32 protein-coding genes are annotated in these 25,703 nt (G+C 33.3%); 5 read left to right on the top strand and 27 right to left on the bottom strand.

The features are described 5' to 3' along the window. Positions 1–2: 2 nt before the first annotated feature. Positions 3–560 (bottom strand): AAA family ATPase, encoded by a 558-nt coding sequence (locus FUA24_RS08505; protein WP_148541337.1) that lies wholly within the window; start codon positions 558–560, stop codon positions 3–5. Positions 561–1,461: 901 nt separating this feature from the next. Between FUA24_RS08505 and FUA24_RS08510 the strand changes: the two genes are divergently transcribed. The 4 genes from FUA24_RS08510 to FUA24_RS08525 all read left to right on the top strand — a co-directional run bounded on the left by FUA24_RS08510 (position 1,462) and on the right by FUA24_RS08525 (position 4,788). Further along, on the top strand, positions 1,462–1,755 hold the full coding sequence (locus tag FUA24_RS08510; RefSeq protein ID WP_148541339.1) for a DUF493 family protein: 294 nt from the start codon (positions 1,462–1,464) through the stop codon (positions 1,753–1,755). A gap of 67 nt (positions 1,756–1,822) precedes the next feature. Then, positions 1,823–2,464 (top strand): DUF4290 domain-containing protein, encoded by a 642-nt coding sequence (locus FUA24_RS08515; protein ID WP_148541341.1) that lies wholly within the window; start codon positions 1,823–1,825, stop codon positions 2,462–2,464. 7 nt (positions 2,465–2,471) lie between these two features. Beyond that, positions 2,472–3,782, top strand: coding sequence for a UDP-N-acetylglucosamine 1-carboxyvinyltransferase (gene murA, locus FUA24_RS08520; protein ID WP_148541343.1), 1,311 nt, complete (start codon positions 2,472–2,474; stop codon positions 3,780–3,782). 109 nt (positions 3,783–3,891) lie between these two features. Next, a complete protein-coding gene (locus FUA24_RS08525; RefSeq protein ID WP_148541345.1) occupies positions 3,892–4,788 on the top strand; it encodes an NHL repeat-containing protein in 897 nt (298 codons plus the stop codon). A 105-nt stretch (positions 4,789–4,893) separates the two neighbouring features. Here the strand turns inward: FUA24_RS08525 and FUA24_RS08530 are convergent, their stop codons facing one another. From FUA24_RS08530 to FUA24_RS08645, 24 genes are all read right to left on the bottom strand, one after another. After that, a complete protein-coding gene (locus FUA24_RS08530) occupies positions 4,894–5,979 on the bottom strand; it encodes a beta-galactosidase (RefSeq protein WP_148541347.1) in 1,086 nt (361 codons plus the stop codon). Between the two features lie 111 nt (positions 5,980–6,090). Further along, entirely contained in the window at positions 6,091–6,480 is a 390-nt protein-coding gene (locus tag FUA24_RS08535; RefSeq protein ID WP_148541349.1) for a hypothetical protein, read from the bottom strand. 165 nt (positions 6,481–6,645) lie between these two features. Next, the gene (locus FUA24_RS08540) at positions 6,646–7,686 is read right to left on the bottom strand and encodes a hypothetical protein (RefSeq protein WP_148541351.1); all 1,041 of its coding nucleotides are present in this window, start codon (positions 7,684–7,686) and stop codon (positions 6,646–6,648) included. Between the two features lie 165 nt (positions 7,687–7,851). Next, entirely contained in the window at positions 7,852–8,421 is a 570-nt protein-coding gene (locus FUA24_RS08545) for a hypothetical protein (RefSeq protein ID WP_148541353.1), read from the bottom strand. 155 nt (positions 8,422–8,576) lie between these two features. Continuing rightward, positions 8,577–9,314, bottom strand: coding sequence for an abortive infection system antitoxin AbiGi family protein (locus tag FUA24_RS08550; RefSeq protein WP_148541355.1), 738 nt, complete (start codon positions 9,312–9,314; stop codon positions 8,577–8,579). A gap of 238 nt (positions 9,315–9,552) precedes the next feature. Beyond that, the gene (locus FUA24_RS08555) at positions 9,553–9,783 is read right to left on the bottom strand and encodes a hypothetical protein (protein WP_148541357.1); all 231 of its coding nucleotides are present in this window, start codon (positions 9,781–9,783) and stop codon (positions 9,553–9,555) included. Between the two features lie 162 nt (positions 9,784–9,945). Beyond that, positions 9,946–10,413 carry an SRPBCC family protein gene (locus FUA24_RS08560; protein WP_148541359.1) on the bottom strand — a complete coding sequence of 156 codons (468 nt, stop codon included), beginning with the start codon at positions 10,411–10,413 and terminating at the stop codon, positions 9,946–9,948. Between the two features lie 2 nt (positions 10,414–10,415). Continuing rightward, positions 10,416–10,877, bottom strand: a complete 462-nt coding sequence (locus FUA24_RS08565) for a TspO/MBR family protein (RefSeq protein ID WP_148541361.1) — start codon at positions 10,875–10,877, stop codon at positions 10,416–10,418. After that, the gene (locus FUA24_RS08570; protein ID WP_148541363.1) at positions 10,864–11,040 is read right to left on the bottom strand and encodes a Lacal_2735 family protein; all 177 of its coding nucleotides are present in this window, start codon (positions 11,038–11,040) and stop codon (positions 10,864–10,866) included. Before FUA24_RS08570 ends, FUA24_RS08565 begins: the two co-directional genes overlap by 14 nt. Before the next feature lie 209 nt (positions 11,041–11,249). Then, entirely contained in the window at positions 11,250–11,789 is a 540-nt protein-coding gene (locus tag FUA24_RS08575; protein WP_148541365.1) for a glutathione peroxidase, read from the bottom strand. A 155-nt stretch (positions 11,790–11,944) separates the two neighbouring features. After that, complete coding sequence (locus FUA24_RS08580; protein WP_148541367.1) at positions 11,945–12,628, bottom strand: SDR family NAD(P)-dependent oxidoreductase; 684 nt, start codon at positions 12,626–12,628, stop codon at positions 11,945–11,947. A gap of 202 nt (positions 12,629–12,830) precedes the next feature. Then, positions 12,831–13,058: a hypothetical protein gene (locus FUA24_RS08585; RefSeq protein ID WP_148541369.1), complete on the bottom strand. Its 228-nt coding sequence runs from the start codon at positions 13,056–13,058 to the stop codon at positions 12,831–12,833. 4 nt (positions 13,059–13,062) lie between these two features. Continuing rightward, the gene (gene folE, locus FUA24_RS08590; RefSeq protein ID WP_148542151.1) at positions 13,063–13,758 is read right to left on the bottom strand and encodes a GTP cyclohydrolase I FolE; all 696 of its coding nucleotides are present in this window, start codon (positions 13,756–13,758) and stop codon (positions 13,063–13,065) included. 49 nt (positions 13,759–13,807) lie between these two features. Then, entirely contained in the window at positions 13,808–14,080 is a 273-nt protein-coding gene (locus tag FUA24_RS08595) for a TIGR03643 family protein (RefSeq protein WP_148541371.1), read from the bottom strand. After that, entirely contained in the window at positions 14,077–14,505 is a 429-nt protein-coding gene (locus FUA24_RS08600) for a hypothetical protein (RefSeq protein ID WP_148541373.1), read from the bottom strand. Before FUA24_RS08600 ends, FUA24_RS08595 begins: the two co-directional genes overlap by 4 nt. Before the next feature lie 123 nt (positions 14,506–14,628). Further along, entirely contained in the window at positions 14,629–16,110 is a 1,482-nt protein-coding gene (locus tag FUA24_RS08605) for a cryptochrome/deoxyribodipyrimidine photo-lyase family protein (protein WP_148541375.1), read from the bottom strand. Further along, entirely contained in the window at positions 16,103–17,587 is a 1,485-nt protein-coding gene (locus FUA24_RS08610; RefSeq protein ID WP_148541377.1) for a cryptochrome/photolyase family protein, read from the bottom strand. The genes FUA24_RS08605 and FUA24_RS08610 overlap by 8 nt, the downstream gene beginning before the upstream one ends. A gap of 3 nt (positions 17,588–17,590) precedes the next feature. After that, a complete protein-coding gene (locus FUA24_RS08615; RefSeq protein ID WP_148541378.1) occupies positions 17,591–18,901 on the bottom strand; it encodes a DASH family cryptochrome in 1,311 nt (436 codons plus the stop codon). Continuing rightward, on the bottom strand, positions 18,871–19,017 hold the full coding sequence (locus tag FUA24_RS08620; protein ID WP_148541380.1) for a DUF2256 domain-containing protein: 147 nt from the start codon (positions 19,015–19,017) through the stop codon (positions 18,871–18,873). Before FUA24_RS08620 ends, FUA24_RS08615 begins: the two co-directional genes overlap by 31 nt. Further along, positions 18,968–20,437, bottom strand: a complete 1,470-nt coding sequence (locus FUA24_RS08625) for an SDR family oxidoreductase (RefSeq protein WP_148541382.1) — start codon at positions 20,435–20,437, stop codon at positions 18,968–18,970. The genes FUA24_RS08620 and FUA24_RS08625 overlap by 50 nt, the downstream gene beginning before the upstream one ends. Beyond that, on the bottom strand, positions 20,434–21,066 hold the full coding sequence (locus FUA24_RS08630; RefSeq protein WP_148541385.1) for a flavin reductase family protein: 633 nt from the start codon (positions 21,064–21,066) through the stop codon (positions 20,434–20,436). The genes FUA24_RS08625 and FUA24_RS08630 overlap by 4 nt, the downstream gene beginning before the upstream one ends. Position 21,067: 1 nt before the next feature. Continuing rightward, entirely contained in the window at positions 21,068–22,381 is a 1,314-nt protein-coding gene (locus FUA24_RS08635) for an ABC1 kinase family protein (RefSeq protein ID WP_148541387.1), read from the bottom strand. Between the two features lie 10 nt (positions 22,382–22,391). Continuing rightward, complete coding sequence (locus FUA24_RS08640) at positions 22,392–23,048, bottom strand: TetR family transcriptional regulator C-terminal domain-containing protein (RefSeq protein WP_148541389.1); 657 nt, start codon at positions 23,046–23,048, stop codon at positions 22,392–22,394. 98 nt (positions 23,049–23,146) lie between these two features. Beyond that, the gene (locus FUA24_RS08645; RefSeq protein ID WP_148541391.1) at positions 23,147–23,806 is read right to left on the bottom strand and encodes an MIP/aquaporin family protein; all 660 of its coding nucleotides are present in this window, start codon (positions 23,804–23,806) and stop codon (positions 23,147–23,149) included. 161 nt (positions 23,807–23,967) lie between these two features. On the opposite strand from FUA24_RS08645, the gene FUA24_RS08650 reads away from it, so the two are divergent. After that, positions 23,968–24,819 carry a DUF2911 domain-containing protein gene (locus tag FUA24_RS08650; protein ID WP_148541393.1) on the top strand — a complete coding sequence of 284 codons (852 nt, stop codon included), beginning with the start codon at positions 23,968–23,970 and terminating at the stop codon, positions 24,817–24,819. A gap of 144 nt (positions 24,820–24,963) precedes the next feature. Here FUA24_RS08650 and FUA24_RS08655 read toward each other — a convergent pair whose 3' ends face one another. Beyond that, entirely contained in the window at positions 24,964–25,164 is a 201-nt protein-coding gene (locus tag FUA24_RS08655) for a helix-turn-helix transcriptional regulator (protein ID WP_148541395.1), read from the bottom strand. Then, a complete protein-coding gene (locus FUA24_RS08660; RefSeq protein WP_148541397.1) occupies positions 25,154–25,627 on the bottom strand; it encodes a hypothetical protein in 474 nt (157 codons plus the stop codon). The genes FUA24_RS08655 and FUA24_RS08660 overlap by 11 nt, the downstream gene beginning before the upstream one ends. Between the last annotated feature and the right edge of the window lie 76 nt (positions 25,628–25,703).

The following is a 25,703-nucleotide window of genomic DNA, read 5'->3' on the forward strand; positions in this document are numbered from 1 at the left end:
GGCTACTTTAAGGCATCAAGAATAAAATTGGTGCGCTCTTCAACAGTACCAAAAGGCACTTCTAAAATAGTGTAATTAAATTTTTTATAAATACTTACTAAAGCCTCGTGAATTTCTAAAGCTTCTTCATAGCTCTCAAAACGTTCGTTATCCGTTTTATAGATTTCCTTCCAAGGCGGTAATAAACAAATGTTAGAATAGGTGTGCGTTTTACATGCATTGGTAAACACGTCGTCATATTCTTGATTGAAAAAGTCCATATAAGCTAAAACGTCTGGAATACCACGATCAAAAAATACAATTGGATGATCTAATTCGCTACCGTTTTTAAATTGTTCAACACGACCATTTAGTAGTTTGGTGTTAAAATCTTTTGGATCATTGGTAAACGCAATTGGGTTAGAAATATGCAAATCTGCTTCTATTTCTTTTTTGGCCTCTAAGGTTAGCGACCTTATAACTTCATCAAAACAGTAAAAGCCTCTTTTTTTTAAGGTGTTAATGATTGAAGTTTTGCCTGTTCCTGGTCCGCCTGTAATAACGACTCTTTTCTTATTCAAATTCTAAATTTTAACTGTAAAAATCGGAATTTAGAATTGATTAAAAAAATAGAAACTAAAGTGTGTATTTCTTTTGTTGAGATATGATTGAATAAAAGTCAAAAAAATCAATTCGGAAATCTGTTGTTAACCTGAACCTGTTTCTGGTTCTCGGTTAAAATAGTACTAATTACAGAAATTTTGAGATACTGAAACTAGTTCAGCATGACACAGAAGATGACATGAAATCATTGGAAGTATGGGTGTTGCGCAAACGGGTAATTGTTTGCTAAACTATATGAAGGTATTCATTTTTTAAGGTTAATCACCACAGAAAAGTCTTTTGTCAACCAGAACTTGTTTCAGGTTCTCGGTAAAATAGTACTGATTACAGCAATTTAGGGATGCTGAAACTAGTTCAGCATGACACAGAAGATGACATGAAATCATTGGAAGTATGGGTGTTGCGCAAACGGGTAATTGTTTGCTAAACCATAAGTAGTTGTTCATTTTTTAAGGTTAATCACCACAAAAATGCCTATTGCCAACCTGAACTTGTTTCAGGTTCTCCGTTAAAATAGTACTAATTACAGTAATTTTGAGATGCTGAAACTAGTTCTGCATGACACAGGAGATGACAGGAAATCACTTGAAGTATGGGTGTTGTGCAAACGGGTAATGGTTTACTAAACCATAAGTAGTTGTTCATTTTTTAAGGTTAATCATCACAGAAAAGCCTTTTGTCAACTTGAACTTGTTTTATGTTCTCGGTAAAATAGTACTGATTACAGCAATTTAGAGATGCTGAAACTAGTTCAGTATGACACGGGAGATAGTGTTAGATCTTAGAACGGGTAATCTGTTAGTTTAATAAGTGTGTCAATTAAAAAAATCATGTACTTTTGTGCCATATAAAAATGCTATGAATTCATCTTCCAAATCAGAAGAATTTTATGATAAATTAAGAGGTCAGTTATACGAAACTACAAGTTGGCCGGCTGAATATTTATATAAATTTATTGTAAAATCAGACAGTAAAAAGATTGCTAAATTAGAGGGTATATTTGATAATATGGGCGCTGTTATAAATTCGGTAGAATCTAAAAACGGCAAATACACCAGTGTTTCTGTAAACCTTTTAATGCGTGATCCAAATCAGGTTATAGAAAAATATAAAGAAGTAGCAGAAAAAATTGAAGGGGTCATTAGCCTTTAGTTTTTTTTTGTATTTTGCACAAGCAGAACGAACTCCCTGCAAATAATTTAATTCCACACTTTTAATTTTGATTGATAATTTAGAATATAATACAGAGCGTGAGCATTTAATCATTCCTGAATATGGGCGTCATATGCAGAAAATGATTAATCATGCTAAAACCGTTGAAGATAAAGAAGAACGTAATAAAATAGCTAAAGCCATAATTTCTGTAATGGGAAATATGCAGCCGCATTTAAGAGACGTTCCAGATTTTCAGCATAAACTTTGGGATCAATTATTTATCATGTCTAATTTCGAATTAGATGTAGATTCGCCTTACCCAAAACCAACTAAAGAACTTTTAGAAGAAAAACCAGAGCCTTTAGAGTATCCTCAAAATCATCCAAAATATCGTTTTTACGGAAACAATATTAAAACGATGATAGACGTTGCTAATACATGGGAAGATGGTGAGCTTAAAGAAGCTTTAACCTATACCATTGCAAATCATATGAAAAAGTGTTTTTTAAATTGGAATAAAGACACGGTTGAAGATGTTGTTATATTCGATCATTTATTTGAATTATCTGGAGGAAAAATCGATTTACGAAATTCTGAGGAAGATTTATCAGATTCTAACAGCTTAATGCGAACTAAGAATAAATTTTCTAGCAACAAAAAAGGAGGACATCACAAAAAACAAAATAGAGGAAGGAAACGCTACTAAATAAGGCATGGGAATATTTAAAATTGAAGGTGGTCATCAGCTTAAAGGAAGCATACAACCACAAGGTGCAAAAAACGAAGCATTACAAATTTTATGTGCAGTTTTATTAACTCCAGAAAAAGTTACAATTAATAATATTCCTGATATTGTTGATGTAAACAAACTCATAAACCTTCTAAGAAAGCTTGGAGTTAAAGTAGAAAAACTGTCCAAGGGCACTTATACGTTTCAAGCAGATCAAGTTGACTTAGATTATTTAGAATCTGATGAATTTAAAGTAGACGGACGTGGTTTACGTGGGTCTATAATGATTGTTGGTCCGTTGTTAGCGCGTTTTGGGAAAGGTTATATTCCTAAACCTGGTGGTGACAAAATTGGGCGCAGAAGATTAGATACACATTTTGAAGGCTTAATTAACTTAGGTGCCAAATTTAGATATAGTAAAGAAGAACAGTTTTACGGTGTTGAGGCAGAACGATTAAAGGGAAGCTACATGCTCCTAGAGGAAGCTTCTGTAACGGGTACCGCAAATATTGTAATGGCAGCGGTTTTAGCCGAAGGGCAAACCACCATTTACAACGCAGCTTGTGAGCCTTATTTACAGCAGTTATGTAAAATGCTGAATAGAATGGGAGCTAAGATAAGTGGTGTAGGCTCTAACATGTTAATTATTGATGGCGTTGAAAATTTAGGTGGTACAGAACATACCATGCTACCAGATATGATTGAAATTGGAAGCTGGATTGGTCTTGCTGCTATGACCAAAAGCGAGCTTACCATTACCAATGTATCTTGGAACGATTTAGGCGTAATTCCAAATATATTCAGAAAATTAGGAATTACCGTTGAAAAACGCGGCGATGATATTTTTATCCCTGCGCATACCGATGGTTATGAAATACAAAACTTTATAGATGGATCTATTCTAACAATAGCAGATGCGCCTTGGCCTGGATTTACTCCAGATTTATTAAGTATTGTTTTAGTAGTAGCAACACAAGCTAGAGGTAGCGTGCTTATACACCAAAAAATGTTTGAAAGTCGCTTATTCTTTGTAGATAAGTTAATCGATATGGGTGCTAAGATCATATTATGTGATCCGCACAGGGCTACTGTAATAGGTCACGATTTTAAATCTACCCTAAAAGCCACTACAATGACATCGCCAGATATTCGTGCCGGAGTAAGTTTGCTTATTGCAGCTTTGTCTGCTAGGGGCACTTCAACCATTATGAATATCAATCAGATAGACCGTGGTTACGAAAATATTGATGAGCGTTTAAGAGCTATTGGTGCTAAGATTGAGCGCTTAGATTAGGGCTTGGTTCATATTGGTCAAACTAAAGAAAATTCTTGTCTTTTAATAAGGTTTAGGGTATAGTCCATCAATTATTTATTTAATTTGTGGTACTAAATACCTTTATACCATGAAAAATCTTGTTGTAGTTCTTTTAGTTACACTATCTATTTTAATGTCTTGCAATAACAAAAGCAAGTCTAACGAAGTTAAAGCAGTTGCCACAACCGAAAACATAACCCCTTCTTTAGAATTAGTTTGGGAAACAGACACATTGATGACTACTTGTGAGGCGGTGTTGTATGATAAAGCGTCTCAAACTATTTTCGTTTCTAACATAAATAACAATCCTTGGGGAAAAGATGGTAACGGATTTATCTCCACATTAAATACCAAAGGAGAGATTACCGATTTAAAATGGGTTGAAGGTGTAAGCGGACCAAAAGGCTTGGGCATTAGTAATGGCAATCTTTATGTAAATGACATAGACCAAGTTGTTGAAATTAATATGGCTTCTAAAAGCATAACCAACAGGTTTACTATGGAAGGTACGCCACAATTAAACGATATTACAGTAGATGATAAAGGTGTGGTTTATGCTTCAGGTTCGGGCTCAAATACCATTTATAAATTAGAAAATGAAGCCTTGGTGGCTTATGCCTCAGATACTTTAAACTTAAAGCGTTTAAACGGATTGTTATTTCAAAGTGAAGGGATGTATTACTTAGATTCTGGTACACAACATTTTGGTATGTACGATAACGCCTCAAATACCTTTAAAAAATTAACTGAAGGTATTGGTCATGGTGATGGTATTGTTAAATTAGAAAATGGCGATTTTATCACCTCTAGCTGGAAAGGTGAAATCTATTATATAAATGCTAAAGATTGGACTAAGACAAAACTTTTAGATACTAAAGAGGCATCTATTAACGCAGCAGATATAGATTTTATTCCTGAAACCAAAACACTTATAGTACCTACATTTTTTCATAATACGGTGCGTGGTTATAAGGTGACCTATTAGTCTGGGTTGTAGCTATTTTATAGGTTTATGGCTTGCTTGGAAAGCGCAGATACTTGTTTTCTAATGGAGTTTCTAATATTTATGTGTTAAATACCAAGTTTCTTTTTACTCATTGGTAAAACAAGGTAAAACATCTTCTTCAAAATATGGTTTTTGATTTACCCAAAACATATAATCTACCTTTAAGAAATCACTAGCAAAAGCATATAACATAGGAACAATACTTTGTCTTGACGTCCCTTTGTCGATATGTTCATTATAGTCTAGGTCAGCGCCAGTTTTTCCAATGTAATTACCATCTTGAATGGCTATTCCGAGAGGCGTGCTAAAATCGCCTTCATGCATCTGTGCTAAAGCGTGGTTAAGTTGGCCTTTTCTAGTAAACATTAAATCGGGAGCACCTAAGCCAACGCCTATAGCTTCTCCGTATGCATAAATGCTTTTTAAATACCCTTTATCGTCCCACGGGAGCCATTCTCCTGGCATAAAATTGGCATAGAGCATTGTGGTAGATTTCGGGAAGGCAGTTTTAAGGGCAAGCATATTTGCTTTGAGTCCTTCAACGTAGGCCTTTTCAGAAAAGTCTGGTGCTTTAGATGTATTGATACTTATTGCAGTTTCTTGCAGATTTATTCCTTCTATTTCCCCATCAAATCTTTTACCTAATGCTTGTAATAGCAGTGCGAACCTTTCCTGAACTTTAGTATTCCATCGTTTAGCTACCCAACCTTCCGGGGTTTTATGTTCGTAATGAAGTAGGGCTCCATTGGCATAGGCATTGGTAGTTAAGTATTCGGGGACAGGATTATACTTAACATTAAACGAAGCGTCTTGCAGTTGAATAAAGAGCTTCTTGCCGTATTTTTTAAGATAGTTTAGGTCTTCTTCTATTACGCTAAAATCATACTTGCCTTTTTGAGGTTCTAATTGTTTCCAAGCGTACATAACTTGAGCACCTTTAAAGGCATTATGAGCCAAAAACGCATGCCCTTTAATACGATGTCTGTCTTTTGAAAAGTATACAAAGTGCTTGATGTTACTTTTAGGAATGGGGCACTTTGCGTTTATATAGGCTTTATAACTATTGGTGTATTTTTCTGCTGGGTTTTTCCAATTTTGAGCTAGGGTTATTGAAGTAAAAGCGCATACAACTATTAGTATAGAGGAGATACGAAAGATTTTGGTAAGCATTAGAGCGATGTTTTTTGATAGTCTTAGTGTGATAACGAAAAAACTATGGGATTGTTTTTATACTTAAAAGAATTAATTGAGATTTCATTAATGGAAATGATATGCCAATTATTATTTATAGAGTTTATAAAACTCTGTTTCTACACCGTTTCTTTTTAAAACTAGTTTACTGGAGTTCAAGTATTTTAATTCCGAAATCCATGTTTCATATTGATAAATGAACTTTATTTTAAATCCTCCATCATATTTTATGATTTCTACAAATGGTTGGACTTCTAGTTCAATTAGTTCTTCTCCGTTTTCACTAATTTCTGATTCCGATAAATGTCCTTTTCCTTTAGTAAACCAGTATTTATAAACCGTTTTAGATTCAGCATTGTTCTCTCTCCATTGTCCACTCAAATATGATTCCACTTGCTTTGCAGATTCACAATATTTTAAATGCTGACCAAATGAAATTAGAGGTAAAAGTGTTAATATTAAAATTAGCGTTTTATTCATTTCAAGAGTTTGGTGGATATTACATATCATCGGGTTTAATAAGCTAATTTTTAGGTTGATATGGCGGAGGTCTATCAGCTAGATCAAAGGAGTTTAAAAGTACAGAACTTTGGTTTAGAAACAAAGCCCAAAATTGAGCTTATTGGTTGTTGTGTTTCGTGTTATCTATATTGAGATATTCAAATACTCAAAATCGAGGTTTAATTTTTCTTTGATATAATTTATATATCCTAAATCTTGGTCATTTGCAGGATACTGGCCTACAACAATAATTTTTTTCTTTCTAGTGTCAGTGTCACAAAAACTATATTGTAAAACTTGGCCTAGAGCTTCTCGTATACATTGACTAGCATAAGAAGATGATTTTACTTCATAAAATCCTATGTAATCAGGTTGTAAAAGCTTAACGTCGACATAATTCTCTTCTAGAATGACATTTTCTTCACCGTATTTAGTGGATAATTTTTCTTTAAGAGCTTCCTGTATTTTGTTATGCTTTTGTTCAACAATAAAAGAGGTACTAGAAGTTGTTCGTATTTGAGGTTTTGTATTTCTTTTTGTAGTTCCTTTTCTTTTTCGAATGTTTTTTTCTTTTTCAATTTCAAGCTTATCCTCTCCTTTTCCAAATCTTTCATAAAGTTCGAACATAAAGTCGTAAACACTTTTGTTGAAAGGTTTATAAAGAATCATTTTTTCATGAATTTGAGATATCGTAATCTGGCGATTGATTGTTAAACCAAAATGTTTTCCAATAGAAAACAATACATCTCTTTTAAAAATGGGAATTAGTCTTTCATTTGAATATAAAAATGCAACTTTCCACTTAAATAAATCTGGTAAAAGAATATCATCGATTTTATTAAAATTTCCATTTTCAGAATATTTAATAATTTGTAGAATGTCACTTTTTATATTTTCAAATACTTCATTTTCATTATTTCCATAAGCTCTCAGCCAAGAGTGTTTTTTTCCGTTGGCATAATTCTTAGGTTTTTTGTTTGGTTTCTTTCTTTCATAAATACCAAATTTAATAGAAGTCATTCCTTTAATACTCCCAAGTATTCTTGTTTTTGTTTCCACCCATTGACAAAAAGTATCTCTATTTCCAGTACCAACATAATCATTGAGTTTCATGTTTCGTATGTCTTCTATTTGCCACCTAGTCAAAAACTCATTTAGTAATCCATTTAATTCGATATTGGTCATTTTGGAGATAGTTTTTTCAAAAAACACAACGTTTACTTATAACCATCAGTTATGGGTTAATAGTTATTGTATTTTGGTTTAGAATTGTTGTTAGCAATTCAGAGTGGATTCAGATGTATTCGAATCTGCCTTAATTGCTGTGATATATCTTGTTGGCATTAGTTTTTATTCTTTAATAAACCCCATATCATCTATAAATAAATTCATTAATCGATAATAAGAATTTTCAATTTCCTTTTTGTTTACTGTTTCGTTGGTAAACATTTCATTCCAACTATTGTCCCAAGGATTTTCGTGATTCATTTTTTCATAGCCAGCTTTTGAATAGGAAAAATCCTTTTTTATTTGAGAATCCCATTTACCACTGTAATTCTCAAAACAAAGGTTGTCTATGAAATTCAAGTATTCTTTTTTAAAATCTGGTGAGAAAAAATCTCTATTAGTGTAGTATGTTAAGTTTAGGGATCTCTTAAAATCAATTATTTCCTTTGGTGAATGTTCTTTGAATGTTCCATAGTCATTCATATAGCAGAGTATTGCATTAAATTTTGGCATCATAGATTCGTACAACTCTAGTTTTTTAGTTGTCAATGTTTGATTTGTCCACTTGGTTTTTTCATATTTGTTTCCATAATAGAATAATCCAATGGTCAGAAATAAAGATATTAATGCAGTAATAACCGACATTATAAATTTTGCTCTTTCTAAGCTGTTCCAGATTTTCTTATTTTCCATTTTTTTCTAATTGAGGGTAACGGTACGGTATAACCGTCAGTTACGGGTTTATATGTGTTAATTTTCGGTTTGGCATTGACGTAAGCAATCCCGAGTGGATTCGGACGTAGTCGGATTCGCCGTAGTTGCGATTATATATTGTTTGGCATAGTACTTTAAAAGTCATTCAATATTCTTTCGCAAGATAAAATTCGTGTCGTTAATCTGTCCACCTCTTCCATAGTATAATTTTTTCCTTTGACAGTTTTTATGTAATTAATTATTTCATTTATTTCAGATTCTTTTTTTACGATTATGTAAAGAATTTGGTTAGCATTAAAGTATAATCTTTCATTAGCAAGTTTGGTATTTTCTATTCTCTTTTTTTCTGGTGTATCATATTCATTAGGTAAGAGCCAATCTTTGAATTTTTTATTCGCTCGCATTTTTGGTGTATATCTCCATTCTCTTTCATCTGCAAAACGATAATTTTTAAGTGTTTTACCTTTTCGGGTTAAGTCACTTTCATAAACTTTGATATATCTAAATATGTTTGTGAGATTATATCTATCCTCAACGTTTTCAGTTTTGATTTGTGCAAATTTTCGAATAGAAGATATCAGGACATTTGAAAAATCTGACTCATCGGTTAGATATAGTAATGGATTTAAGCCTTTTTCACTTGCCCATTCTTTGCTCAATCCGATGCCATAAGAACCATACTTTCCAATATGTTCTGTTATCTCAGAGATTTTAATATCGCAAAATGAAACCATAGGTATTGCCATTTCCAAATTCTTCTCATTATGGCTTAATTTTTCAAAACAATATTTGATTTTAAAATTGTCCTTTAAGATTCCTTTCAATCCTGATTTAGATGTAAGATGAAATAATGTAGAAGGAGATAGTCCCATTAACTTTGATTTGTATTATGCCCAACTTGTTTATATGTGAAACTTCCTTCTTTATATTCCACTATATTGCATGAATATACAGAATTTTCACAAAAATTCATTCCGCATATATTTAAAGAAATTTCCTAACCAAATGTAAAAATAAATTTCAAAACTATAAAGCAATACCTACTAATAAAAAATAAAAAAGGCTTCAATATTATTGAAGCCTTTTCTAAACCGGTAAATACTTAAGGTATTAACCCATTAAATCGTCTTGTCTACCTTTTAAGCGTTTTTCTATTTTTTGCTTAATAACGGTTAAACGTTTCATAAGATCCATAAGTTCAGGATCTTTACTTTCTTTGTAAATATTATTAATATCTAATATAAGCGCTTTAACTTCACGAGAAGATTCTATTCTCTCACTAGTGGTTTTAAATGTATGTTTGCGCTTTTCAAACGCTAATGCTCTTTCAATCAATTCCATAAGTCATTTTCAATTTTTGTGTCGGTACAATAAATAGTATTGTGGTTGGACAATATAATAAAATTTGCCAAACATATGTTTTTTTATTGTATTTATTAAGTAAAATTTATTTTTTAACCTTAATTAACACCTTTTAATGTAAGAAGTGCAATTTTTCTGTTTTTAGGAGTTTGTGTTTCCGAAAAGCTGTTGCAGTTTTTCTGTACGGTATTTAAAAATTTCTTCGAGCTTTGGCTTTACTAAAAATGGTTGTACCAATTGCCCTAAAATACCGAAAGGTATTTTGTAGTGTATGATATCTTCCATTTCTACGCCACCTTCAATTTCCTTTATAAAATGTTTATGGTGCCAAAGGGCATAAGGACCAAAACGTTGCTCGTCTACAAAATACTGTTTGTCAATAACATGTGTTATTTCTGTAACCCATTTGGTTTTTATGCCTAATACTGGTGTTACAATATACTGAATGATCTGTCCGGCGTACATGGGTCTGTCTGCGCCAGAAATGATGTTAAACCCCATATAATCTGGTGTTATAACTTTTAAGTTCTTAGGATCGGAAAGGAAATCCCAAGCTTCATCTACAGAAATGGGTAACTTTTGTGTTCTATGTAGGGTATAAATTTTCATTTTTAATTGTGTATTAGAATATACATGTTTAACGAGGAGGCGATACATAGCCAAATTAAATAGGGGAGAATAAGCAGTGTTTTATAACCCATTTGTTTACGGTAGTCGTTGAGAAAAAAAGCAATAATACTCGTTAGTCCCGTAATTACAACTAGGCCAACACCTATTAAGTGCTGATTGAAAAATACATAGTTCCAACCTACATTTAATACAAATTGTACCCCAAACAGCCCTAAAATCCTTGGTGTAGGCAGCAATTGGTATAGATATGCCATATAAATAGAAAAACAGAGCATAATTGTAGACCATGCTGCGCCAAACACCCAACCAGGAGGTGTCCACGGTGCTTTATTTAAATTAAGATACCAGGGTTTTTGTGGCCCATCCGCCATTAGCCAAGTACCAATAGCAAGTGCACCAAAATTTATAATTAAAAAAACAACGGTATATTTAGCTAGTTTCATGGTTAAGTTTATGCAAATAGGCTGCGATCTTTTGAGCTTCGGCATACTTTTTATCACTTGCCGCTCTATTAACCGAAGATAGGCTATGCCACTCTTGCATTAGTTTTTTAAATTTTTGTTCTAATTTTTCTTTTTCTGTTTTCCTTTTAAAAATTCCAAACATAGCTTTTTATTTAAAGTGATTACTATTAAGAGTATTTTGACACTTAAAAGTGTTTCTGTTGCATGTTTAATTGTGTTTGTCATTTAGACTAACCCTAAGGAAGCATATCTAGGTTATGAGATTTCTCGTCACTCGTGCCTCGTTTTGTCGAAATGACAACCGTTTGTTTTTATGGTGTTTAATATCATTTTACTAATTATATGGAACTCCTATGGTTTAAGGTGTTTCGTAATCTTAAAACTGGTAGGGCTAGTTGTAGACAGGAAATAATCTACTAATTGCCCTTGTGGATTAACCAAGTACTTTTGAAAATTCCATTTCACCGAAGAGCTTTTAACGCCATTATTGATTTTTTCGGTTAGCCAATGGTATAGAGAATGTTTGTATTTCCCTTTTACATCTACCTTTTCTGTTATGGTAAATTTTACACCATAATTTACTTGGCAGAAAGAGGCTATTGTTTCATTATCACCTGGTTCCTGATTTCCAAACTGATTACAAGGCACGCCAATAATTTCTAGTTTGTCATGATACTTTTCATATAGCTTTTGTAATTCTTTATACTGAGGTGTAAAGCCGCATTTTGAAGCAACATTTACAAATAGAAGGTACTTTCCTTTAAATTTTGATAAATCTAAAGACGTGTTATTAAGCTTATTGATCTTAATATCATAGATACTATGAACATCTAGAGATTTGCCTGTGCTACCCATATTTAATGTGGCTAAAAATGCTTTAACTGGATTCATATATCGTGTGTCCTAAATTATATTTATCACTAAAGAGCAGTATATTCTTGATTGTAAGATTTCTCGTCATTCATGCCGCGTTCTGTCGAAACAACAGCAGTTTGGTTTTAATGTTCTTAATGTTATTTTTAAATTCAAATTACCGTAGCTTTAACTTATATTTTAAAACTAACAATGCCACAGTCCATTTCAAATATTTGACCAGAAATGGATGCTGCTTTCTCAGAGAGTAAAAACGTAGCCATATCTGCTACTTCGTTGGGTGATAGAAACTTTTTGAGCGGATGACGCTCGGTAATGGTTTGTATCATCTTCTCATTTCTTAGCAACTTAGAAGCCAGTTCTGTATTGGTGACTGTTGGTGCTATGGCATTAATCCGAATAGACGGCGCAAATTCGGCACCTAAAGATTTTACCAAGCCTTCTACACCAGATTTAGCTGTAGCTATACTAGCATGAAATGGCATGCCTAACTTAGCCGCCACCGTACTAAACAATACTATAGCAGGGGCGTTACTTTGTTTTAAAAGAGGTAAATACTTTTGTATAGCCTTAACAGCGCCTAGAACGTTGATTTCAAAGTCATTTTTAAAATCTTCTACACTTAATCTAGAAATAGGCTTTAGGTTAATGCTACCTGGACAATACACCAACTTACTAGCTTCATTAAGTTCTGGTAGTTCATCTGTGGTTACATCGCAATCGTAATGTGTTAGGTGCTCATGTGTTATATCTGGAGCAGTTCTGCTTACATTTATAACCTTGTGATGCGCTAAAGATTGTTCTACTATAGCTTTGCCAATACCTTTACTGCCACCTATTACAATTAGTGTATCCATCTAAGTCTGAATTATGATTTTAAAAAACCTGTGTTTGATTTTATTAATGTGATTTGTTACTTTTTAATTGTCAGTTCGAGTGGTTTCTGAGGAACGAAGAAATTGTATCGAGAACCATTCAATAAATGACTTCTCGATACATTTTTCTCTCTAAAGTCGAAAAACACTCGAAGTGACATTTTAACTGTTTAGTTTATAGATACTAAATAGTTAACTTAGCCTTTAAACGCTTTTCAACTTTTCTTTTAATGGCCGTTAAACGCTTCATAATGTCCATTATTTTCTCGTCTTTTTTAACCTTATATATTTGATTTAAATCTAAAATTAAAGCCTTGGCTTCTCTAGAGATTTTTACACGGTCGCTTGTAGATAGCCCGCGCATTTTTCTTTGTTCAAACTCTAATGCTCTGTTTATTAATTCTAATTCCATAATCTTAGCTTTTTAGATAATTCTGTAATTCTGTTATTTTTTCTGAAGTATTAAAACTTCCGCCATAATAGGCGGTAATGGTCTCTGAGGTATCATCTTTTACACCTCGTGATGATACGCATAAATGTTTTGCTTCTATAATTACAGCTACATCCTCGGTATCTAGAATTGTTTTAAGCTCATTGGCAATCTGATTTGTTAAACGTTCTTGTACTTGCGGACGTTTAGCATAGTATTGCACAATTCTGTTGAGCTTTGATAAACCAATAACCATACCTGAAGAGATGTAAGCTACGTGTGCTTTTCCTATAATGGGAACAAAATGGTGTTCACAATTGGAATAAAACGTAATGTTCTTTTCAATGAGCATTTGATTGTATTGATATTTATTATCAAACAATGCTACTTTTGGTTTATTCTTTGGGTTTAAACCAGAAAATATCTCATCTATGTACATCTTTGCCACACGTTCTGGAGTGCCTTTTAATGAGTCGTCTGTTAAGTCTAAACCCATAACTTGCATGATTTCTTCAAACAAAATGGCAATACGTTCCTTTTTTTCGGAATCACTTAGTTTAAATGCGTCTTCTCGCATTGGAGTTTCCAGTCCTGTGAAAAGATGATCGTCTCCAATATCTTCAATTGAAAAGCCGTTTAAATGATGTCCGTTAATTTGCTGTTTTTCTTTTTCTATTTGCATATGATCTTTTTTATGTGCTGTATCCATTGCTTTTATGAATCAAAGCACGTTAACGTTTTGAGATTTTATTATGTGTTATTTGTCTTTGTCTAGTACATTTAAATCTTCCTTTTTCAAACCCTCTAAGTTTTTCATGTTTGGTGCACCTGCCTTGTACACGCTTGCGCCACATTTTAAAACTACTGGGTTTCATTTCTTTTCGCATCAATTCAATAACTTGCTGTTCTTTAAGTCCGAATTGAAATGTAATGGCCTCAAAAGTGGTGCGGTCTTCCCAAGCCATTTCAATAATTCTATCAATTGCTTCAACAGATAGTATCATGTAGGTTGAAAGTTATATTGGTCCTCATACCTAACTTTTTCTTCTATCATTTTTCTAAAGAACTTACGGTTCTCTTTCAACATGGTATTGTTTTTAAATCGAATAAATTTTCCTTGGGCATGTATACTTGTGCTGTTTGTTTTAAACACAACCAAATGGTAATATGGAATTGCCCAAGTGAAATTTTGTAAGCCTTTATTAATAAATAGTAGAATACCTTCCCGCCTTAATTCTATATTAGCATAATCTATGCCAGATTTTGTACTTATATACTGTTGGAGGTTTGGACTTACGTCTTCAATAATCATACGTTTAGATCCTACACCCTTTAATTTAAAAGCCTCTAAAAGAGAAAATGATGTGCCTACCATATCTCGCAGCAATCTATTATGCTCTTTGTTGTAGTATGTGGTATCGAGTATCATTGTTTGATGTTTATATCTCAAATATACAAAATGTTTAAGTTTTTATAAAAAAGATTAAACAAAAAATAATATTGCACTATTGAAAATATTTATAGTGGATTTATATAATTGAAAATCAGTTGTTTAAATTGATTTAAATCGTTTTCTTAGGGTGTGTTTATGTAGAATTCGTTTGCTTTCCTCTAGAACAGTTTTATCTTTTCTTAGGTTCCATAAAACATCACTGGCTTTTTTACGGGTTGTTTCCAAGTCTACAATAGGCATAGGATAATCTTTGCCTAGAGAGATATTGTAGAATTGTTGCTCTAACTCTGTCATTAAATAAGGTTGGTGAGCAAAAGGAGTGTCTAGGTCTTTAAGCTCTGGTACCCATTTTTTTATAAAGGATGCTTCAGGATCGTGTTCTATACTATTTTTTACAGGATTATAAATGCGTAGCATATTAATGCCAGTTTCTCCAGCTTGCATTTGCAATTGCGGAAAATGGATGCCTGGTTCAAAATCCAGAAACATTTGAGAAAGGTGCTGTGTTGCTGCTTGCCAAGGTTGCCATAGGTTATGCGTGAAAAATGAGACTACTAAAGCGCGCATTCTAAAGTTAAGGTACCCTGTTTCATTTAAACAACGCATACAGGCGTCTACCAAAGGATAACCAGTTTGTCCCGTTTTCCAAGCGGTTTGGTATATGTCCGACACTCGCTTTTTTAGTTTATGAAAGCCTTTGTTAACACTGGCTTCTTCCATGGTGTGTTCCATTTCAAACTTTTGAATAAAATGTGTTTGCCATCTAAGTCTAGCCATAAAGCCTTCTAAAGCTTTTTTGTGTTTTGATTCTTTTTTGAAGTTATAAGCTTTATGATACACTTCTCTAACCGACAAGTTGCCCCAGGCGATATAAGGTGAAATTCTACTGCAGCTGGTTCTTGCTAATTCTGGTTTAGAAATATGAAACATATAGTCTTTGTAGCGGTTTTCAAAAAAAGAGTCTAAATACCTTAAACCAACAGATCGTCCTCCTTTTTGAAATAACGTGTCTTTAGGTGTAATTAAACTTGGTGTTTTTAGTCTTTTTTCTAAGTCCTCAATATTGTTTGTTGAAAGTAGTTGTGATACATTGGGAGAAAACACTAAAGGTTCTATGCCGTAATAAGCGTCTACAAAATTACTCCAATTATCCCGATTCTTTAAACCTCTAATAACACCATTATTAATGTTTTCATACCAAGTAATTAGGTTGTTTTTGCAATAGCGTTTAAAGGTTTTGTCTCTGTTATAGGTTACTAATAAACCTGTTTCTTGATGTGAATAAATACCTGCTACGTTATACAGCGTTTGTATTTGGTTTACAGCTGCAATAATATCCGTTTGTACAGCAAGGACTTTTGAGTTATACTTACTAAGCTCTGTATTTAAATCTCTAATGGATTCTTTGATAAAATTCCAATGTCTCTCACTGTAGTGTACATCATTTAATAACATCGGTTCAAAGCAATACAGTATTAGCACTTTTGTACCGGTCTTGAGCGCATTAAAAACGGCTTCGTTATCATGAAGGCGTAAATCACGTTTTAACCAAACAATATTTATAGGGGCTTTTTTATTCATGATTTAAGGTGTTTAAAAACTGTTCAGCATATTTAAAGTGTTTGCTTTTTGCGGCAGTATCCATTTTATCAAAAGTTCTTATAAGCATACCTAAACGAGGGTTGCTTAAGAAGAAGTTTCTGTGTTTGTCCATAAACGTCCAGAATAAACCGTCCCAGGTATGTTGCCAATCACCTTTAGGATAATTACTCATTTTCATGATGTAATTGCTACTGCTTATATAAGGTTTGGTAGACATTAATCCGCCATCGGCATATAAAATCATGCCATAAACGTTTGGCACCATAACCCAATCGTAGCTGTCTATAAACAATTCCATGAACCATTGGTAGACATCATCTGGGTGAAATTCGCATAACACCATAAAATTTCCTAAGATCATAAGACGCTCTATATGATGCGCATAACCTGTTTTTAGAACTTTTTTAATGGTGTCATCTATAGGCAATATACCAGTAGTTCCTGTATAAAAGGACTTTGGGATTTTTCTGGAAAATTGCCAAAAATTTCTGGTGCGTTCTTCTGTGCCTTTACATTCGTAAACGCCTCTAATAAATTCGCGCCACCCTAAAATTTGTCGCACAAAACCTTCAGTGGAATTAATAGGAATAGCATTTTCTTTGGCGTAGGTAATCGCTTTTGTAATAACGTCTAATGGATTTAGTAAGCCTACATTAATTAAAGGAGAAAGTAAACTATGGTTTAAAAAATGGGCTTCTTTAACAATGGCATCTTCATAGATTCCAAATTCGAAAAATCGTATTTCTAAAAACTGATTAAACCAACTTTCTGCCGAATTAAACTCAATCGGATATACTACGAAGTCATTCAGTTCTCCGTAATAATCCCTGAAGTTTTGTTCAACATAAATTTCAGCTTCTTTATGATAGCTTGTTGTTTTTGGAAATTGAATATTAGGAGGGATTTTTTCCTTTGGATATTTCTTTCGGTTATCGGTATCATATGTCCATTTGCCGCCTTCTGGTTGTGCGCCATCCATTAAAACTGCCCTCTTTTTACGTTGCTCTTTGTAAAACGATGTTTGAAAGAACTTCTGTTTTGTGGGTTTAAAGAATTTAGATAAGTCGCCTTTGGTATTTATAAATAGAGGATTCTCATACCATTTTATCTTCATTCCAGACGTTGAGCTCTTAATATGCTTTTCCAACCAGTTATCGGTAGGGTCAATGATATGAATGGTTTTTGTACCACGTTTTAAAAGTTTAGGCAGTAGTTTTCGGATATCTGAATCCTCGCTAATAGCTTCAACATAAGTCACTGTTTTTCCTATGGATTCTAAGTAATCGCAGTAAGCCTTCATACTGGCCCTATGGAAGGCAATTTTCTGTTTATGAAATTTATATTGTTTAAAAAACAGGTACTCTTCAACGAGATATATGGTATCTATTTCTTTTAAAACTGTTGTTGTTTTAAAAAGTTGATGAGGAAATATTATATGTACGTTTGGGGTATGCATAGTTTAGAATAAGGTAGCTTGTAACCATTGATTTTGATATTTACCATTAGCGTCATAACGATCTGCCTGCAAATTCACATTAAAGGTTCTATTCCTTTGATCGTTGCCAACGCCCGAAACATACATCCAATTGCCATAGTTGCTATGAACATCATAATCAATTAGTAAAGATTCAAAATAAGCAGCTCCAATTCTCCAATCTAAACCAAGGTCTTTTGCAAAATAGGACGCTACATTTTGTCTACCACGATTACTCATCCAACCTGTTTCTTTTAGTTCAATCATGTTGGCATTAACAAAGGTAGATTGGGTTTCGCCATTAAGCCACTTTTTAATTTCAAAGCTGTCATTTCGCCATTTATAGCTGGTGTTTAGGATACCTCTAAGTTTAAAGATATCGTTTCCATATTTTAGAGCAATGTATTTAAAATAGTCTCTCCAAATAAGTTCAAAGATTAGCCAATAGGTGGATTGATTTTTATAATGCGTTTCTTCAAAACGTTTTATTTCCCAATAAATGGTTCTAGCTGAAATACTACCATTAGCCAACCAAGAAGATAGTTTAGAGCTATAATCTGTTCCTAATAAGCCGTTTCTTGTCTTTTTATAAAATCCCAGTTGTTTTGTTTCAAAGAAATAATGATTTAGACGCTCTAAGGCAGCGGATTCTCCACCTTTAAAAGGAAATGCTGAATTTCGATGTGTTTCAAATTCATAAAACCCCAAATCATCTAAAGAAGGGATAGTTGTATTGTTTTCAATTGTTATGTTGTTTTCTACTGCTTTGGTAATTATTGAGGGTCTTACAGAACTATACTTTTCAACGTTTTTTCTAAAGTTTGTAAATACATTGGGAATATGGGTTAAGGACATACCGATATCTTCTGGATGGTATAAAAACTGATCGAAATATGGGTGGGTTTCAACAGTTTGTGGAATAGAAGCTACGACATTATTAAATACTTGTTCTTCATCTCGTGTCCATTCTCTTTGAAAATAGATAGCGTCAATAGGAAACGACTGAATTACTTTTGGAATAGCATATTCAGGTTTGTCATGAAATACTAGTAATTCGATGTTTATCGCTTTAAGGTTCGCTCTTAAATTAGTGATGGTTTCAATTAGAAATTTTGCTCTGAATTTTTCTGTTTTTTTAAATCCGAAAGCGTCTAATTCAAATTGTCTTGGATCAAAACAGTATAGCGCTAAGACTTGTTCATTATTCTGAATAGCTTCTGCTAGTACCAGATTGTCTTGTACACGTAAATTGGTTGTAAACCAAACTAAACCGATGTTGTTTTGTTTTTTCTGCATTTTGCACTACAATATTTTACAAATTCCCAGTTTTTCTCCCATTTTTTACGCCAAGAGAAAGGGCGTTTACAGGTTGGACAAGTTTTCTGGGGTAAGTGTGGCTTTTTGTGTTTCAACTTTAACTAATTTGTTAATCATCCCGGAGAAAATAATACTGTGAAAGGGGAGAACGCTATACCAATATAATCTACCCCAGAGGCCCCGAGGTCTAAACGTTGCGGTTTGGATAAGTTTGTTGTTTCTAATTTTGAATTCTAACCAAGCTTCACCAGGTAAACGCATTTCAGCATAAAGTAATAGTTTTTGTTGTGCTTTATTAGCATAAATAACACGCCAAAAGTCTAACGCGTCACCAGCATCTAAATCATTGGGATTTGTTCTTCCTCTTCGTAAACCTATACCTCCAAATACTTTATCTATATACCCTCTTATTTTCCATAAGAATGTGCCGTAATACCATCCGTTTTCACCGCCTATGCTCCAAATTTTATCTATTGTTTGTGCAGTATCAGTTACACTTCGTTCTCTTTTATCCTTAAAACAACCAAACTTTGGTACGTTTACATACTTATGAAGGCTGTTGTTTAATCTTCCGCTGCTTACCATAGAATCTTTCCAGCTAGAAACAATACTATTCTGCTCTATTTTTTCAAAGGCTAATGCCACCGCTTCACTATAGGTTATGGGTTTTACATGAAGTAGTTTATTTATGTTACTAGGTTTTCCTATGATTTGAATCCCCATACTATCTACTAAAGACGTAGCCAGTTTGTAAGAGGTTGAGGTTACAAAATACAACCAGTAAGATGACAGTTTTGGCGTCATAACTGGAACGGTTAAGATGTAGCGTTTTAAGTCTCTTACCTTAGCAAATTGCAAAAGCATGTCTTTGTAGGTAATAATTTCAGGTCCGAAAACATCATAGGTTTTATTAAAAATGGCTTCGTTACCAGCGGCTCGATGTAAAAAGGTTAAGACATCTCTAACCGCTAATGGCTGTGTTTTCGTATTTAACCATTTTGGGGCTATCATAAAGGGTAGTTTTTCAACCAGATCTCTGATAATTTCGAAAGAGGAACTTCCAGATCCTACAATAATTCCTGCTTTAAAAATAGTGAGCGCATACTTCTGAGATTTTAAATGATCTTCTACATTTTTTCTAGACCTTAAGTGTTTGGAAAGCACATCTTCATTGGTTATACCACTTAAATAAATGACTTGCTTAACACTTGTAGTTTCAATATAATTTTTGAAGTTTATAGCACAACGTTCTTCTAAACTTTCAAAGTCTTTTGAGGAGTTAGACATCGAATGAATTAGGTAGTATGCAACATCTATTTTTTTTGGGATATTTTCAAGCGTTTCAGGCTTTAAGAAATCGGCTTCTATAACGTAAACATTTTTCTCTTCAGCATAGCTTTTGTCTGCTCTTAATCTATCTCTTACAACACAAACAACAGTATGCCCTTGATTCAATAAAATCGGAATCAAGCGTTTGCCAATATATCCTGTTGCTCCTGTTACAAGTATGGTCATACGTTTTCAATTAAGGCTTTTGGTCTTTGGTACCCAAAGCGTGTTTTTGTTTGTGGAATTACGTAACCGTCTAATCCATTAATAGCCGCTACTTCAGCTTTTGATAGGTTTATAAATCCGTCTTCTTCAATAAGATTATCATTAACATATAATCCAATTATTTTTCCAATAATCAATACGGTGCCATTAGCTTTAATAGGATATTCTTCAACGTATTCCATAGCAAGCTGCACGGGAGCACCTTTTACAAAGGGAGAAGTAAATCCTTGTTTGTATTCCGATTCTAAGCTGGTAACATCAAATTCAGATACAGCAGCATCATATTTCGCTGAAGTGTGGTGGGCATCTTCTGTGATGCTTTTATGTATATGGTTTATGGTGTAGTAACCACTTTCTTTTATGTTATTATACGTGTTTCTAACAACAGTTGTTGGTCTTAAGAAGAAGCCTAACATGGCTGGACTAGAACCAATATGCGTAACAGAGCTAAACACGGCTACGTTTTCTATACCTTCATTTGATATTGTACCAATAAGGTTAGCCGATTTATAACCAGAACAGCTATTTATTAAGTTGATTTTATAAATATGCTGTAGTTGCTGTATATCTAATGCGCTGAAGTATTTCATATTAAGACAATCTTAAATAGTTATTGATTTTGATGTTTCGAGCTTTTAAATCAAACATCAAGTTGTAAAGTCCTAAGAAGGTTCTATTGATGTATATAAAATGCTTAGAACCTCGGTTACCATTCATTTTCTTTAAGTCTGTACTTTTAGAATAGCGCTCTCCTAATTCGGCTATTTTTCCAAAGAAATCTGCATTAGAAAAATCAAATTCTTCTTGGTGAAAAGGTTGGGTAAATAAACTTAGCATCTCATGAAACATTGTTGTGAAAAATTCAATTTCTGCTTTACTATCGTCTTCCCTTAAAATCTCAAGTTCAAACAGTTTTTGTTTAAAATAGTTTTGATCTGATAGGTTTTCTTTTTTGGCTAATTGAAAATAGGGTGTATAAAATTCCATAGGAATTGATTTCATACACCCAAAATCAAGAGCTATCAATTCTCCTTTTACAGAGATTAAGAAATTACCAGGGTGAGGATCTGCATGTACTTTTTTGAGATTATGAATTTGAAACATATAGAAATCCCACAGGGCTTGTCCTAGTTTATTTGCTGTTTCTGTATTTGTATTGTGTGCTGTAAATTCTGAAAGGTGTTCACCTTCCATGTAATCCATGGTGATGATACGTTCTGAAGATAGCGCTTCATAGTATTTTGGAAACCTAAGATTAGAAATATGAGAACAGGCTTTAGACATCTCCTTGCTCTGCGCCATTTCTAAAATATAATTGGTTTCTTCTACAAGTTTATGTTCAACTTCTTTAAAGTATTTATCGGAATCTTTGCCTTTTATATTAAACATGCTCATGGCTATAGGTTTTACCATAGCCAAATCTGAAGCGATACTTTCTGCGACTCCTGGATATTGGATTTTCACAGCAAGTTTTTTCCCATTCTTAGTTGCAATGTGCACCTGACCGATGCTGGCTGCATTCACAGAAGTCGCGTTGAAAGTATCAAATAGGTCATCTGGATGTTTTCCAAAGTACTTTTTAAATGTTTTTATAACTAGCGGCGGAGATAACGGCGGAACGGAAAATTGAGCCAGGGAAAACTTCTCCACATATGCCTGCGGCAATATGCTCTTTTCCATACTAAGCATTTGTGCCACTTTAAGTGCGCTACCTTTTAATTGTTTTAAACCATCATATATATCGGCAGCATTATTTTTGTTTAGGCGTTCTCTAGCATCTTCATCTGAATTTAAGAGCTTATCTCCATAATATTTTATATAATTGACACCAACTTTGGCTCCTGTAGAAACCAGTTTTGATGCTCTTTGAATTTTGGAGGTAGGTATGTTATCAATGGTTTTCATGGCATTTTTTTTAGTTCATTTGGAATTTTTCTTTAAATAAGAATTTACCTAAATCTAAGACACTTTTTACTGGAGCAATATCTAAAACATCAAAAGTGGTGTTAACAGATTTTTCAATAAAAATGTCCGTTTTCTCAAAAGAAACTGAAGTGTCTTCTAACCAAAACTTCATGGTTACTAAAAGTTGCAACCATGCCGATTCTTTTAAGGCATTATCTTGAATCTTTTCTAGTTGCGCCTGCTTTATATCTAGCATCTGAATACCTAGTTCACTTATATATTTTGTAAAATGCTGCTTTAAACCAGCAAGCATTTTTAGTCCTTTTAGGTTGTTTTTATATGTGTTGAGAACAAAAACAACATAACTTCTGTTAGCAGTGAGGTTTTCAAAAAATGTGTAATAAAAACTTAACAGCCTATTTCGTGCATCAAAGATTTTGTAATCTTCACTTTTATTAAGTGCTGCTATAGAATTGGAAAAGAATGTTTCGAAAATATCTTTTTCAATCGACTCGAAGGATGCAAAGTTTTCGTAGAATTTTGCTTCTTCAAAATTATGTTCTTTGGAAAAAGCGAATACTGTTTTTGGATTATGCCCATGTTCTAATACATAGGCCATGTACCAAGTAATAATATCGTGTTTTGTTATATTTTTTTTCTTTGCCATAACGCATTTGTTTATGGTAAAGATACAAAATGTTTAACTTATTTTGATAAAAGTTAAACAAAAATAAAAATAGTGCGATAGAATTTAGCTATTATGAGCTAACAACATTGGTCATCTTTAACAAGTTTACAGGTAGAAACCGCAGTTATGGCGCCTAAAACTGGTGCAACTATATACAGCCATAAATGCTCAAAGTTACCGGTAAAAAGGGCAGGGGCTATAGATCTAGCCGGATTCATAGACGCTTTAGTCATAGGGCCAGCAAACATAGCTTCTAATAGTATAATGCCACCAACAGCAATGGCGGCCATAGTTCCAATTTCTTTACTACCAGTAGAAACATTTATAATAGTAACCATTAAAAAGAATGTTAGCAGGAATTCTAATATGGCAGCTTTGTATGCAGGAAATCCTTCTGCTGGCGTGGTTTCTCCTAAAAACTGACTTTCGGGAAATAGAAACCATAATAAAAAACTGGCTAATATAGCCCCAACTAATTGTGCAGATATGTATTTAGGAACTTCTTTCCACTCAAATTTTTTAGCAAATGCAAAACCAATAGTAACAGCGGGATTAAAATGTGCACCGGATATTTCGCCAAAGGCATAAATCATTCCCATTACAATAAGCCCCCAAGTAGCTGCTACGCCAGCATGAGAAATAGCACCGTTTGTAATTTCATTAACAGTCATGGCGCCGCATCCACAAAATATTAGGGCAAACGTACCTATTATCTCTGCTATATATTTTTTTTTCATATTCTGTTTGTATTCCTTGTAAATTGCTTAATTGTTAAGCAATAGTTATTGCAAAATTACTGCAAATATACTTACCGTATTTTAAGGTTTTATTAACAATAAGCGGTTTTATAATGATTAGTTTTGAGATACAAACATAAACTCATTAAACAATCAAAAAAATGAAAAAGCTAGTATTACTTTTCATGGCATTTGCGACTGTATCTTTAGTAAATGCTCAAGTTAAAACACCGCAACCAAGTCCATCGGCTAAACTTATTCAAACCGTAGGTTTAACAGATGTTACTATTGAATACTCTAGACCAGGAGTAAAAGGAAGAACCATTTTTGGTGATTTAGAGCCTTGGGGAACTATCTGGAGAACTGGAGCAAACAAAAACACTACAGTAACATTTAGTGATGATGTTACTTTCGCAGGACAAGATGTTAAAGCTGGAACTTATGGACTTTACACTAAATTAAATTCTGCTAAACAATGGGATGTTATGCTTTATGCTGATTCTAATAACTGGGGAACTCCTCAAAATTGGGACGATAGTAAAGTTGTAGCTACTGCAAAAGTTGAGGTTCATGAAGTACCTTTTAATGTAGAAACTTTAGCTATTGATATCAATCAGATTAAAAACGATAGTGCTGTTTTAGAAATTATCTGGGAGAAATCTTATGTAGCAGTTCCTTTTACTGTTCCAACTGATAAGAAAGTGAGCAAAAGTATTAAGAATGTTATGAGTGGTCCATCTGCTGATGATTATTTTGCTTCTGCTGTATACTATTTAGAGGCAGGTAAAGATATTAATAAAGCTGTAAAATGGATTGATAAAGCTGTAGACATGAGTAAAGAAAAGCCTAAATTTTGGGTTATTCATCAACAAGCTTTAATTCATGCAAAAGCTGGAAACAAAAAAGCAGCTATTGCAGCAGCAAAATCTTCTTTAGAATTATCAAAGAAAGCTAAATATCAGCCTTATATTGCTAAGAACGAGAAAGTTCTTAAGGAGTGGGGGGCATTATAAAATATAGTAAATAGTTAAAGTTTAGACTATTTAGAAAAAGCGCAACGTAAGTTGCGCTTTTTTTGTTTAAGCTCTTTTGATAGAGTTATGTTTAAATCCAATACCAAAATAGCTAATTTCTAATTTAAAGGATTGTTAATATGCCTAATCTGTATCTTCTAAAAAGAAAATTTCTTCTACAGGCTTTTTAAACAAACGTGCAATTTTAAGTGATAAAACAGTAGAAGGAACATACTTGTTTTTCTCCATAGCATTAATGGTCTGTCTGCTAACACCAATAGCTTTTGCCAAATCCGCTTGTGTCATATCAAAAATAGCACGCTGAACTTTTATACTATTCTTCATGACTTCGGGTTTTGTGTTTTAAAAAGTTAAATCTAAAAATAAAAAATAATAGTGGCGTAAACATATTAAACACGAGCACATTAAAAAAGCTAAAATGGTAAACAAAAGCAATTGCTAAAATAAGCACCACGTAGTTAAAAATTATGGCCCAAACTAAAGAATCCTTTCTAAGCTTGTAGATAAACTCATCTTCAATTTTTTCTTTAGAAAACCCTACTAAAAGACCTCCAATAATAATGGCAAGAGCTGCGAGTTCATCTATGATACTGTTTTCAATTATTCGAAAAAGTGCCTTGCTGCTGTCAAAGATTTGATCATCTCCTAAAATAGCTAATACATTAATTGTGAGAAGATCAGATTCGTAGTCGGTAGCCCATACATAAATTCCAGATATTAAACCTAGAAATAAGATTGTCCAACCGGGCATTTTATACTTGTTGGACAGAAGATAATTTGTTTTCATAACTGTTCGTTTTTAAATGATGAAATAATGATTGATATTTCAAAAGTAAAACAAACTTTACATTTAGACAAATAAA

This window comes from Seonamhaeicola marinus (genome assembly GCF_008085455.1).